This is a genomic window from Vibrio sp. 070316B (assembly GCF_013114115.1).
GTDB classification, from domain to species: domain Bacteria; phylum Pseudomonadota; class Gammaproteobacteria; order Enterobacterales; family Vibrionaceae; genus Vibrio; species Vibrio chagasii_B.
Window position 1 is genome coordinate 16,903 of record NZ_VTYC01000012.1, and the last position, 13,401, is coordinate 30,303.

The 13,401-nt window shown below is 46.7% G+C and carries 11 protein-coding genes; 1 reads left to right on the plus strand and 10 read right to left on the minus strand.

Going from position 1 to position 13,401, the window contains the following annotated elements:
* Positions 1-125 precede the first annotated feature (125 nt).
* Both F0251_RS11175 and F0251_RS11180 read right to left on the minus strand, forming a co-directional pair.
* Positions 126-1,829 carry a sodium:solute symporter family protein gene (locus F0251_RS11175; RefSeq protein ID WP_061033590.1) on the minus strand — a complete coding sequence of 568 codons (1,704 nt, stop codon included), beginning with the start codon at positions 1,827-1,829 and terminating at the stop codon, positions 126-128.
* Positions 1,830-1,839: 10 nt separating this feature from the next.
* Positions 1,840-2,106, minus strand: a complete 267-nt coding sequence (locus F0251_RS11180; protein ID WP_008219570.1) for a DUF4212 domain-containing protein — start codon at positions 2,104-2,106, stop codon at positions 1,840-1,842.
* A gap of 401 nt (positions 2,107-2,507) precedes the next feature.
* On the opposite strand from F0251_RS11180, the gene F0251_RS11185 reads away from it, so the two are divergent.
* Positions 2,508-4,259: a potassium/proton antiporter gene (locus F0251_RS11185; RefSeq protein WP_032498445.1), complete on the plus strand. Its 1,752-nt coding sequence runs from the start codon at positions 2,508-2,510 to the stop codon at positions 4,257-4,259.
* Here F0251_RS11185 and F0251_RS11190 read toward each other — a convergent pair.
* The 8 genes from F0251_RS11190 to arcA all read right to left on the minus strand — a co-directional run bounded on the left by F0251_RS11190 (position 4,256) and on the right by arcA (position 13,167).
* Positions 4,256-4,885 (minus strand): response regulator transcription factor, encoded by a 630-nt coding sequence (locus tag F0251_RS11190; RefSeq protein ID WP_171731002.1) that lies wholly within the window; start codon positions 4,883-4,885, stop codon positions 4,256-4,258. The two genes, F0251_RS11185 and F0251_RS11190, sit on opposite strands and share 4 nt — an antisense overlap.
* Positions 4,886-5,095: 210 nt before the next feature.
* Positions 5,096-6,925 carry a protein-disulfide reductase DsbD gene (locus F0251_RS11195; protein ID WP_171731003.1) on the minus strand — a complete coding sequence of 610 codons (1,830 nt, stop codon included), beginning with the start codon at positions 6,923-6,925 and terminating at the stop codon, positions 5,096-5,098.
* A 174-nt stretch (positions 6,926-7,099) separates the two neighbouring features.
* Entirely contained in the window at positions 7,100-7,588 is a 489-nt protein-coding gene (locus F0251_RS11200) for an arginine repressor (protein ID WP_004737108.1), read from the minus strand.
* 327 nt (positions 7,589-7,915) lie between these two features.
* Positions 7,916-8,380: an aspartate carbamoyltransferase regulatory subunit gene (pyrI, locus tag F0251_RS11205; RefSeq protein ID WP_004737110.1), complete on the minus strand. Its 465-nt coding sequence runs from the start codon at positions 8,378-8,380 to the stop codon at positions 7,916-7,918.
* Positions 8,381-8,395: 15 nt separating this feature from the next.
* Positions 8,396-9,325, minus strand: coding sequence for an aspartate carbamoyltransferase (pyrB, locus tag F0251_RS11210; RefSeq protein ID WP_061033594.1), 930 nt, complete (start codon positions 9,323-9,325; stop codon positions 8,396-8,398).
* Positions 9,326-9,808: 483 nt separating this feature from the next.
* Entirely contained in the window at positions 9,809-10,819 is a 1,011-nt protein-coding gene (locus F0251_RS11215) for an ornithine carbamoyltransferase (RefSeq protein ID WP_004737112.1), read from the minus strand.
* A gap of 141 nt (positions 10,820-10,960) precedes the next feature.
* Entirely contained in the window at positions 10,961-11,872 is a 912-nt protein-coding gene (arcC, locus tag F0251_RS11220) for a carbamate kinase (RefSeq protein ID WP_105057667.1), read from the minus strand.
* 71 nt (positions 11,873-11,943) lie between these two features.
* On the minus strand, positions 11,944-13,167 hold the full coding sequence (gene arcA, locus F0251_RS11225; protein ID WP_061033596.1) for an arginine deiminase: 1,224 nt from the start codon (positions 13,165-13,167) through the stop codon (positions 11,944-11,946).
* Between the last annotated feature and the right edge of the window lie 234 nt (positions 13,168-13,401).

The following is a 13,401-nucleotide window of genomic DNA, read 5'->3' on the forward strand; positions in this document are numbered from 1 at the left end:
AAAACGGTAGGCAAAAGAAAAAAGCCGATACATAACGTATCGGCTTTCTGAGATTCAGTACCTAATCCCTACAATGTAAGTACTGATTCATTTTTTTGCTAAACATCTTTGTTTAGTGGTCATGCTTAGTGGTCGTGAGCTTCACCTGCACCTTTCGGGTAACGGATGTTTTCAACCATCTCTTGTACGTCTTGTGGTACTTCAGCAGTTACCTTGTTTACCGCAATTGAAACTACGAAGTTTAGACACATACCTAGCGTACCGATGCCTTCTGGGCTGATACCAAACCACCAGTTTTCAGGTGTGCTTGCTGCTGGGTTAACGAACTTGAAGTAGATGATGTAGCTTGCTGTGAAGGCAATACCTGTCAACATACCTGCAATCGCACCTTCCTTGTTCATCTTCTTGTAGAAGATGCCTAGGATAATTGCTGGGAAGAAGGATGCTGCGGCTAAGCCGAAGGCAAACGCTACTACCTGAGCTACGAAGCCTGGAGGGTTAATACCCAAGTAACCTGCACCGATAATCGCGACCATTGCTGCCAAACGAGCGGCTAGTAGCTCCTGCTTGTCGGTCATGTTTGGTCTGAAGCCTTTCTTCAACAAGTCATGTGAAATCGATGTTGAGATAACCAATAGTAGACCAGCGGCTGTTGATAGTGCGGCTGCTAGGCCACCGGCTGCCAGTAGCGCTACAACCCAGTTTGGTAGTTTTGCTAGTTCTGGAGAAGCCAGTACGATGATGTCACGGTTAATCTTCATCTCGTTGCGCTCATCGCCCGAGTAGAACATTTTGCCATCGCCGTTCTTATCTTCCCAACCGACTAGACCAGTGCTTTCCCAGTTTTTGTACCAGCTAGGTGCGTCTGCTGCTGCGACACCTTGCATGTCTGGGCCGTTAATCGTTTCAATCATGTTTACACGAGCGAATGCTGCAACGCCTGGTGCTGTTGTGTATAGCAATGAGATGAACAGTAGTGCCCAACCTGCTGAGATACGAGCATCACGTACTTTCGGTACTGTGAAGAAACGGATGATTACGTGTGGAAGACCTGCAGTACCCACCATTAGAGCTGCACAGATGAAGAATACATCCACCATGCTCTTGTTACCTTCGGTATAGGCGGTAAATCCGAGCTCTTCAGTCAGTCCATCCAGTTTATCGAGTAGGTAAACGTCTGTGCCTGAAATCGTTGAACCCATACCAACTTGTGGAAGCGGGTTACCTGTCATCATGATTGACGTGAAGATTGCTGGAACAAGGAAGGCGAAAATGAGGACACAGAATTGAGCTACCTGCGTATAAGTGATGCCTTTCATGCCACCAAGTACTGCGTAGAAGAACACAATACCCATACCAATGATGATACCTAGGTTAATGTCGACCTCTAGGAAACGAGAGAATACTACGCCCACACCACGCATTTGACCTGCAACGTATGTGAATGATACGAAGATTGCACAGAATACCGCTACCATACGTGCTGTTTTCGAGTAGTAACGTTCGCCGATAAAATCAGGAACCGTAAACTGACCGAACTTACGTAGGTAAGGTGCTAAACATAGCGCAAGTAGTACATAACCACCTGTCCAGCCCATTAGGTAAACCGCACCGTCGTAACCAACGAATGAGATGATACCTGCCATTGATATGAATGACGCTGCCGACATCCAGTCAGCGGCTGTCGCCATACCGTTTGCTACTGGGTGTACACCACCGCCCGCAACGTAGAATTCACTGGTAGACCCTGCGCGAGCCCAGATTGCGATGCCGATATACAGTGCGAAAGTGATACCGACGAGAATAAACGTCCAAGTTTGAATATCCATGTTCTAGCCTCTAGTCTTCCTGTACGTTGTATTTTTTGTCGAGCGCATTCATGCGGACAACGTAAATGAATATCAGCGCCACGAAGGTGTATATCGAACCTTGTTGAGCGAACCAAAAGCCTAGCTTAAACCCGCCAAACTGAACGGTGTTAAGGGCATCAACAAATAAGATGCCTGCGCCGTAAGACACTGCGAACCAGATCGCGAGCAGTGTTCCCATAATTCCCAAGTTTTCCTTCCAGTAGGCTTGAGCATGTTCCGTAGATTCGAACGCCATTGCCTTCTCCTTTATTCCGTTTCCGTAGAATGTCGTTGTGTTAACGTAATGTTACGATTTGAAATGTAGCAAGGATAAGTCAAGGGATCTGTGCAACTTTAGTCGGGACAGTTTTAGCCCTAATCCACTGAAATATGGGAGTCGGGAGACAAAACCATATAAAAATGTGATGTTACAAGGTTGTTAAATTAGCCAAAGGTCTAACAAAAAGGGGTGAATTAATGAGTGAGTAATAAAATTTAACAACTAAATGACAGATAACCAGTATTTAGTCCTGCTTATGACACTAAGGGAAATATAAGTTTGTTATAGTAATTACGCTGCTTTTAGAGCCCTTTTCTTGCTTAATGGCAGAAATTCGACATGCTTAAATCACGAGTTTTATTCTTTGGGGGAATGAATTGGACGCAATAACTATTAATCACTTATTTTTAACTGGTGCCGTGCTCATCGCCATCAGTGTGCTTTTCTCACAAGTGTCCTCACGATTGGGCGTTCCGATTCTTTTGATCTTTTTGTTTGTTGGTATGTTGGCGGGTGAAGATGGTCCCGGCGGCATCAATTTTGATGATTATTCATTAACTTACTTGGTAAGTAACCTTGCACTTGCTGTGATCTTACTGGATGGCGGTATGCGCACCAAGGTGGCGAGTTTCAAGGTTGCGTTTTGGCCTTCGCTGTCGTTAGCCACGATAGGTGTGGCTTGTACTGCCACTCTCACCGGCTTAATGGCGGCTTGGCTATTCGATCTATCACTGATGCAAGGCATTCTAGTGGGCGCTATTGTGGGCTCAACCGATGCAGCGGCGGTATTTTCTCTGCTCAAAGGGCAGAGCCTCAACGAGCGTGTTGGCTCAACTCTAGAGATCGAATCGGGTACCAACGACCCTATGGCGGTCTTCTTAACGGTGACCTTAATCGCACTACTTGGCACCCCAGATGCCGAGATGGGGATGAACTTCCTGCTGAAAAGTTTCGCGATGCAATTTGGTGTTGGCACGCTTATCGGCCTTGGTGGTGGTTGGGTTCTGTGGAGCCTCATCAACCGAGTGCAGCTGGCTGATGGTCTTTATTCGATTCTGGTACTGAGCGGCGGTGTGGCTCTGTTTGCTTTCTCTAACATGCTTGGCGGCAGTGGCATCCTATCGATTTACTTGGTGGGCTTGTTTATTGGTAATCGTCCAACACGCTCTCGACACTCGATTCTCAATGTTCTTGATGGGATGACCTGGTTAAGCCAAATCGTGATGTTCTTGGTGTTGGGTTTACTGGTGACGCCATCGACACTGATGGACATTGCTCTGCCTGCGCTAGCATTGGCTTTCGGTATGATTTTGTTTGCACGTCCACTGTCTGTTTGGTTGGGCTTGCTACCGTTTAGAAGCTTTACCACCAAGGAGCGTTGGTTTGTTTCTTGGGTTGGGTTACGTGGTGCGGTGCCGATCATTTTGGCGGTGTTCCCGATGATGGCTGGTCTGCCTAATGCTCAGCTGTATTTCAATATCGCCTTCTTCGTGGTTATGGTGTCGCTGATTGTTCAAGGCGGCAGCTTAATGAAAGTCGCGAGATTGGCTCAAGTGACGCTGCCTCCAACGCCGACACCGGTTTCACGCACTGGTATCGAGATTTACCCGACCAGTGAGTGGGAGATGTTTGTCTACAAGCTGAAAGAAGAGAAGTGGTGTGTCGGTGAGCCGCTTAAGCGCTTGTCGATGCCAGAAGGCACACGTATTACTGCACTGTTTCGACAAGACGCTTTGCTTCACCCATCGGGTAGCACAGTGTTAGAAGCGAACGATATTCTTTGTGTGCTTGGTCAAGACAAAGACCTAGACAGCTTAAGTGAGCTGTTCAGTGAGGCGCCGGAGGCTGAAGAGGCTGCACGATTCTTTGGCGATTTCTTCCTTGAGGTTGGCTTGTCGATTGCTGCGGTGAGTGACTGTTATGGCATCGAGCTTGGTTCTGAAGAAGAGCGTGAGATGACGCTAAAACAACTGGCTGAACGCGAACTCGGCCCTCATCCAGTATTGGGTGATAGCTTCGAGTGGCATGACATCAATTGGGTGGTTGCAGAGATAGAAGATCATAAAGTCGTCAAGCTAGGTTTATGTTTGCCTAAGACGACTTTAGAAGAGGATATCAGCGGCGCTTAATTATGGACTTCTTGCAGTAAGATAACCGCTTGAGTTCGGTTTTTTACGTCCAGTTTTCGGAAGATGGCTGTCATGTGCGCCTTGATGGTCGCTTCCGAAACATTCAATTCATAGGCGATTTGTTTGTTCAGCAGGCCGTCGGAAAGCATCCCTAGCACCTTGTATTGTTGTGGCGTCAGTGTGGCAATTTTTTCCGCAAGGTCGCTACAAGCCGCATTGTTTGTTATCAGCCCTTCAGGGAAGAATGGGTCGCCATTCAGCACTTGATTCAGTGCACTCACCAATTCACGCATGTCACTCGACTTTGGAATAAAACCAAACGCACCATGACTTTTCACTTGAGTGACCACGCTAGCGTCCTCACTTGCCGAGATCACGACAATCGGTAGATCTGGGTATTCTGCACGAAGCTGAATCAGACCTGACATTCCATTGGCTCCCGGCATTTTTAGATCGAGAAGTAGTAGGTCGGGTTCATCTTCTTTTTTAAGTAGAGACAGTAACGCGTCGAGAGAGTCGGCCTCAAGTAGGTTCGCACCGCTGATCGCCATATGAACCGACTGAAATAGGGCGTTGCGGAAGAGAGGGTGGTCATCTGCAATGATGATGGTGTAGGTCGAGTCCATGACGTCCATACTTTTAACAATTTAGTTAATATTTATTATCATCCTGATTGAGTATGTGGACAATATCTATGCATTAAAAGTCTGAACCATATCGACTTTTATCCCCTTTCTAAGAAAGCGTTTCTTGCTATAACAAAAAAGCCGCACTGCCATCTCGTTATGAGGGGCGGTGCGGCTTTGTCTGGTGTTACATTCAGACCAATGTTGCCGTTATAGCTGGTGGTCTTGCATGTGTTTTAAGAATACATCGGCAGGCATAAAACCAGTCACACGAGCATTTGGAACATGGTTACCCTCACTATCCCAGAACTCAATGGTTGGTAAGCCAAGTACTTGCAGTTGTTTAAGTAATTCAATGTCTTGAGGCATGTTTCGCGTCACGTCTGCTTGAAGTAACACGAAGTCAGACAGCTTGTTCTCGACGTCTGCTTGATGGAAGGTGTACTTCTCAAACTCTTTACACGCCACACACCAGTCGGCGTAGAAATCGAGCATCACTGGTTTACCCAGTTTCTTCGCTTCGATGAGCTGGATTTCAAGCTCTTCAACGGTGTTGATTCGAGCAAACTGGATCTGTTGTTCTACTACAACGCTCTTTTCTGCAAACCAGTAATTTAGTGCAGGTTGAGCAGAAGCAAACAGACCAAGCATTGCGATGATGCCCACAGCGCTCTGCTTCCAACCACCAAATGGCAGTGCGTTCTTGCTGTGATACAACCAACCGAAGGCGATGAAGCCAAGGGCAGACCAAAGCACGGTTGCCCATAGTTCTGGGATGATGCGTTCTAGTAGGAAGATTGGTGCTGCCAACAAGATAAAGCCGAATACGACCTTCACTTTATCCATCCAGCTGCCTGCTTTTGGCAGTAGCTTATTGCCAAATACCGCAACCAAGATTAGCGGAATGCCCATACCCATAGCTAATGCATACAGAGCAATCGCGCCTGTAAATAGGTCGCCACTTTGAGCCACATACAGCAGCGCACCCGACAGTGGTGCCGTAGTACAAGGTGAACACACCAAGCCAGAGATAGCACCCATCGCGAATACGCCCAAGGTATTGCCGCCTTGCTGTTTGTTGCTTTGGTTGTTGAGCCAGGTTTGGACACTGCTCGGCAGTTGTAGGTTATACACGCCAAACATCGACATCGCTAACGCTACGAATAGAACGCTCAACGCAATCAACACGTAAGGATGTTGCATTGCAGCTTGGAACTGCATACCCGCAGATGCAACCACTAAACCTAATAGGGTGTAGGTGAGCGCCATACCTTGAACATAGATGAAGGACAACATCAACGCGCGACCTTGGCTGAGCTTGCCACCACCTAACACGATGCCCGTTAGGATTGGATACATAGGCAGAACACACGGTGTGAAGGCTAAGCCAACACCGAGCGCCAAGAACAGTAATGGGGTCCACCAACTGTCACCGAGTTTATCGGCTAGGCTTGCTTCTTTTGAAACGGGTGCGCTTGATTGTGGTGCTGTGTTATTGGCCACATCTGCTTTTGGAGAAGCAACTTGTGGTGAGCTGTTCGCTTGGTTACTGGTAGTGTCGGTAGCAGTGTCGCTTGAACCCGCCGCTTCAAACGGTGCAATGTCGATGACGCGAGTTTCTGGGGGGTAGCAGAAGCCAGCCTCAGCACAGCCTTGATACTTAACGATCAGCTGCGAGCCATCTTGGTAACTTTGTAGGGGAACTTGTACGAATAGCGGCTGAGTATAAACACTCACCTCACCAAAGAATTCATCTTGATGTGGCTTACCATCTTCTAACTCAACATTACCGATAGCGAGATTTTGGCCGCTAAAAGAGAGGCTATGTTGATAGAGGTAGTAGCCTTCTTTTACCTGCCAGTCGAGAAGCACCTTGCCATCTTGCTGGTAGTAATTGAAAGGGAAAGCTTGGTCTACAGGAACAAAACCGTTGTTATTGCCTCCGAAGCTTGGCTCGGCGTTGTCATTTCCAAAAAGCGCCCACGCAGGCTGGGTGAACAGGGAAATACAAACAAAAAGTAATGTGGCAAGTCGTCGCATACTATTTAGTCATTTAATGGAGTTATGGGTATCTTAACTCAATCAGACCGTAATAGTTTGCTATTAGTTTCATTGGCTAGCAAATATCCCTTAGGGCGGGAAATCCACTTTCTTAGGTAATCGAGATAGGGTCAGCCTTGCAGCAGGCATAGGGAGCCCTTGCCAGTAACCCATTTAAGCCACACCTAAGCGTGCTTTTACTACTTGCTCGCAAGCATCGATATTGGTTGTGTCTTTTGGAATGATTAACACGGTGTCGTTGCCGCCAACAGTACCGATAATCTCAGTATGCGGGTCGATATCGACTAATCTTGCAACTAACTGCGCACAACCTGGGTGGGTTTTAACTATCACCATTGCTTGGTTATGAGTGATTAATTCGATTTGCGAAGAGATGGATGCATCGACACGTACAGGCGCGCTTTCAACCGTAATGCAGTAGACCTTTTTACCACAGGCATTCTGAATTTTGACTACGCCGAGCTGTGACAAAATACGAGATACCGTCGACTGGCTAATGCCGGTATAGCCGATCTCGACTAGCTTTTCGCGCAGTTGGTTTTGGGTTGAGAAGCTTTGTTGTTGTAGTAAGCGTTTGCACGCTGCAGTCAGTGTTTTATCTTCAGCTGAATACAAGCAACCGTGCTCAGTGATCGGGTTCATGAACAACTCCTTAAGGTCAACAGTGATACCGCTTGTCCATAGCGTCGTGCGCACTCCCAAAGCCGTAGAGTACGATTTGTTAATTAGGGCTTACCGACGAATCCTGAAGTAAAGAAGGGTGGGTATGCGAGATGTATGATCATCTATGCATTCAGTCTACCACTAAAGGATAGTTATCTTTTTGAAGGCGATCACCAAACAAAATTCTGGTTATTTGCTTATATTTTGGTGCTTTATTCTTAGGGTGAGTGGATATTTATTCCGCATTGGGAATAAATATCCATGTATTTTGAAAGGTTTTAACCTTGGTGTTAATGAAGATAAGGGCTAGCGAATTTCACTCATGATCTCGCGAGAGAATACTTTTTCACAGTAATGGCATTTTAGCTGCACATTTTCCTGTTTTAGCTGAACTTTAAAGCTACTTTCAACGGGTTCACCGTGTGAAATACAGTTGCTATTTGGACATGAGAAGACGCTGTTGATTTGCTCTGGCAGTACAAGCGTCAGTTTGTTCACTACCTTGTACTCTTCAATTTGATTGACCGTTGCCTGTGGCGCATACAGAGCCAATTGGTTCGCCTGTTCTTTGGTTAGAAAGATGTTCTCAATCTTGATCAGGTCTTTGTGCCCCAGTGCGGACGATGGCAGGTTTAATCCCATGGTGATGCGCTGTTCGGTTTTGTGCATCTTGAACAGCTTGAGGATTTTGATACCTAGGTGAGCAGGGATGTGGTCAATGACGCTGCCGTTGCGGATCGCTTCTACTTGTAGCTGAGTTTGTTTTACCATGACTGAGTCTCCTGCTTATAAAGTGTCGTTTAGAACTAGGGCTAATAGGGCTTCGCGAGCGTAGACACCATTTTCAGCTTGCTCGAAGTAGTAAGCGTGTGGTGTTTTATCAACGTCGGTGGTGATCTCGTCGACGCGTGGCAGTGGGTGAAGCACCTTCATGTTTTGGCGAGCCTCTTTCAATGTGTCGGCGGTGAGGATGTAAGCCGATTTCATGTGTGCGTATTCCGACGCATCAAAGCGTTCTTTCTGTACGCGAGTCATGTACAGCACATCCAGTTCCGGTACCACTTCTTCAATACTGCTGTGGGTGCTGTATTGAATGCCCATCTCTTCCAGTTCTTCACAGATGTAATCCGGCATTGCTAATACTTCTGGTGCGATAAAGAAGAAACGTACGTTATTGAATTTTGATAGTGCTTGCGTCAGCGAGTGCACGGTTCGGCCATATTTAAGGTCGCCGACGAACGCCACATTGAGGTTGTCGAGTGTGCCTTGCGTTTCGTAAATCGAGAACAGGTCAAGTAGGGTTTGAGTTGGATGTTGGTTTGCACCATCACCGCCATTCACCACTGGAACACCGTTAGAGAACTCAGACGCCAAGCGTGCTGCCCCTTCTTGTGGGTGACGCATCACAAAGGCATCAACGTAAGATGAAATCACCTGCACTGAATCGGCAAGTGTTTCACCTTTCTTAGCCAGCGATGTGTTACCGCCATTATCAAAACCGATGACTGTGCCACCCAGGCGTTGAACTGCGGTTTCGAATGAGAGACGAGTTCGAGTTGAAGGCTCAAAGAAGCAGCTCGCAACGACTTTATTTTTCAGCAACTCTGGATTTGGTTCAGCCTTGAGCCTTGCTGCGGTATCGACGATAAGCTCCAGTTCATCACGAGAGAGCTCAGGAATGGAGATGATGTGCTTATTAAATAACGAATGCGCCATAACGGGTCTTCCTTCTATGCATACAGTCAAATTGCGGACAAAAAAAAGCCCCCTAAAAATAGGAGGCTTCGAAACGATCAATAGAACAAAATAAAAATGACACCAACGCCACTCTTTGGCGTGTAGTTTGACAATCATGTGCGACAAAACTGCGGTTCATTTTTTGCTCTCTTTAGACAAATTGCGGAGGATTATACTCAGATAAAAACAGCACGCAATAGTTTATGTAAAGTATTCATTTTATGGATATTTATGCCAAATTGGCCTGCGTTTTCACTTCTTTTTAAGCCTTTGTTGGGGCTGAAGAACTTCGACTTTTTTCGGCAATAATCTTTTCAAACGAATGAAAAAAAATGCGGGTTTTATCCAAGGGAAAACTCCCATGCACGCCACCCGCATTTCCCTGTTATTGCACTCAACTTATCGACTTGTTTGTAAATAAGAGAGTGCTCTGCTTCTATGTTTTATTAACTGTTTCGTTTGTTAACTGCCTAGCGTAGCAACCATCACAGCTTTGATGGTGTGCATGCGGTTTTCAGCTTCATCGAACACGATAGAGTATTCAGACTCGACCACTTCATCAGTCACTTCCACACCGTCTTTTAGCTGTGGATATTCAGCCGCAAGCTGTTTGCCTACCGTGGTATCTTCGCCATGGAAAGCTGGCAGACAGTGCATGAATTTAACGTGTGGGTTGCCCGTTGCCTTTAGCATTTCCATGTTCACTTGGTAAGGCATCATTAGGTTAATGCGCTCAGCCCACGCTTCTTTCGCTTCACCCATCGATACCCAAACGTCGGTGTATAGGAAGTCACAACCTTGCACGCCTTCTTGAACATCTTCAGTTAGGGTGATTTTGCCGCCAGTGTGCTCTGCGATTTCACGACATTGAGCCAATAGTCCTTCTTCTGGCCAGAATTGCTTAGGAGCAACAAGGCGAATGTCCATGCCCATTTTCGCTGCGCCAACCATTAGAGAGTTACCCATGTTGTTGCGAGCATCGCCTAGATAAGCAAACTTGATTTCATGCAGCTGTTTGCCACGGCCGTATTCGGTCATGGTCAGGAAGTCTGCCAAGATTTGAGTTGGGTGGAACTCGTCAGTCAGACCATTCCATACAGGTACACCAGCGTAAGCGCCTAACTCTTCAACAATCTCTTGACCGAAGCCGCGGTATTCAATGCCATCGTACATACGGCCAAGAACGCGAGCGGTATCTTTCATCGATTCTTTGTGGCCAATTTGAGAACCAGATGGGCCTAAGTAAGAGACGCGAGCACCTTGGTCGAATGCTGCTACTTCGAACGCACAGCGAGTACGAGTTGAGGTTTTCTCAAAGATAAGTGCGATGTTTTTGCCAGTTAGTTTTGGCTGTTCGTAACCGTTGTACTTCGCTTTTTTAAGCTCCATTGAAAGATCTAACAAGTGTTGAATTTCGCGTGGAGTGAAATCTAGTAGTTTTAGGAAGTTACGATTGCGTAGGTTAAAAGCCATGATGTATTCCTTCTTAGATTTAGGCGCTTTCCTGTTACAGGGAAAGAAAATTCAAGAAAGCGCGATTCAATTTTTGTGTATTAATTTCAGTTCAAACGGTGATTCAGTTTTCTCGCAAGCTTTGAAAAGCTCGCGAGTGGGTTAATCTTTGGTGATGTTGGTACCCGCTTGGCCTTGCAGAATTTGCAAACCATCTTCGAGCGCACCGATACCGACGACTTTGCCGCCTTGTTGGATGAATTCGCACGATGCTTCAATTTTTGGTCCCATCGAGCCGGCATCAAATTCAAACTTCGCTAGTTCACCTGGTGTAGTGCTGCGCAGTGCGTGTTGAGTCGGCTTGCCCCAATCTAGGTAAACCGCGTCTGCGTCGGTCAGAATCAGTAGCGCATCGGCATTCAATTGTTTCGCTAGGAAAGCGGCAGACATGTCTTTGTCGATAACCGCTTCGACACCAACCAATTTGCCATGCTCTTTTTTCACTGGAATGCCGCCACCGCCAGTACAGATTACTAGGTGACCCGCTTCGATAAGCTGGGTGATCGCTTCATGTTCAACGATGCCGGTTGGTCTTGGGCTTGGCACAACGCGACGGAAGTGTTGGCCGTCTGGTTTTACGACCCAGTGGAATTTTTCTGCCAATTCACGCGCTTCTGCTTCTTCGTAGATTGGGCCAATCGGTTTGGTTGGATCGGCAAATGCAGGGTCATTTGGATCAACCGTCATTTGGGTCAACATGCATGAGATGTTGCGGTTTGGCAGATAGTTTTTGAACTCTTGCATCAGCATGTAACCGATCATGCCTTGCGTTTCGCTGCCTAGTACATCCAGTGGGTATGGATTTACTTTCTTGTATTCCAAACCTTGCAGAGCAAGTAAGCCAACTTGTGGGCCATTACCGTGCACTAACACCACGTTGTACTCTTTGGCGATTTCAGAGATGGTTTTCACCGCCGTTTCAATATTGCGGCGCTGAACGTCAGCTTCTAACGGCTCACCGCGACGAAGTAGGGCGTTACCACCGAGTGCAACAACAACAGTTTGTTTAGTCATAATTGTGTTCTCTCATTGTGGCCAAGTTGAGGTAATTTGCTTTCGCCAACTTGGCCGTTTCGTCTTAGTGATTAGATACCATCACGCTCGATTGGACAGCTCATGCAACGTGCGCCACCGCGGCCACGACCAAGCTCGTCTCCAGGAATTGGCAGTACTGTGATGCCAGCTTTGTCGTATTTCTCGTTGGTGTAGGTGTTACCTTCGTAGCCAACAACGACACCAGGTTTAACGGTCAGTACGTTGTTTGCATCGTTCCACTGCTCACGTTCTGCATGGAAGTTGTCACCACCAGTGGTGATCAGGTTTAGCTTGTCTACGCCCAGTGCTTTTTCGATAGCGGTAACGAAGTAGCCTTCTTCTTTCACTTTCACGGCACCAGACTCATCGCCGGTTAGGTTCCAGCACTTCACATCTTTACTCACCACTTCAGGGTAAACAGAGAACGTATCTTCGTTCATATGTGTCATTACCGTGTCTAGGTGCATGCAAGAGCGGTGTTTTGGTAGCTGCATAGCGATAACTTGCTTCGCTTGACCGTGTTTGAACAGGCTCGACGCTAAGTGCTCGACACCTTGTGGCGTGGTACGCTCCGACATACCGATAAGCACTGTGCCGCGGCCAATAACCAGAACGTCACCACCTTCAATCGTTGAGTTGTCGTAGTTGATGCTCTCTTCATCGCCGAAGTATTTAATGAAGTCTTGGCCTGCGAAAGTTGGGTGCCAACGGTAAATCGCACGCACGTGGTTGGTTTCGCGTTGACGTGCTGGTTTCGCCATTGGGTTGATCGATACACCACCGTAAACCCAGCAAGAGGTGTCGCGAGTAAATAGGTGGTTTGGTAAAGGCTCAATAATGAAGTCGGTTGGTGTGAACATGCCTTGCATCATTGAAGAAGACTTCATAGGCATTTCAGCGTAAGACAGACCGCCGGTTAGGATTTTTGCAAGCTCTAGGTTTGGTAAGTCACCCAAGTAGCAGCGTACGTCGTTAGCAAAAGTTTTACCCAAGCGGTAATCAGACACTTGGCAGTTCAGTAGCCAATCTTTCGCTTCTGGCACGGCTAGCGTATCTGCTAGTAGGTCAGTAAGAAGAAGAACTTCAACACCCTGATCACGCAGTGTTTGAGTGAATACGTCATGCTCTTTACCTGCACGCTCAACAGCCAGTACGTCATCAAACAGCAAATCGTGACAGTTAGATGGTGTTAAGTGAGTCAGTGCGCGTCTTGGGCGATGAACTAGAACACGACGCAATTGACCTATTTCAGAACCTACATAGAACTTACTCATGATCGTCTCTCTCTTATATATTTGAATTACTTTTATTGCTAAAAGTAATTATTTATTTTCAGTTGAGAATAATGAATTATTTATTCATATCTCTTGTCTGGAATTAATATTACGCCTGCTGCTCAGGTATTCTTAGAGATCTATCACAAATCATTTTTTATCCCGCAGCCCTTTAAAAATAAGGGTTTTAACAAATTTTATGCACTTTGGGCTATCATCTATTGCTTCTAAATA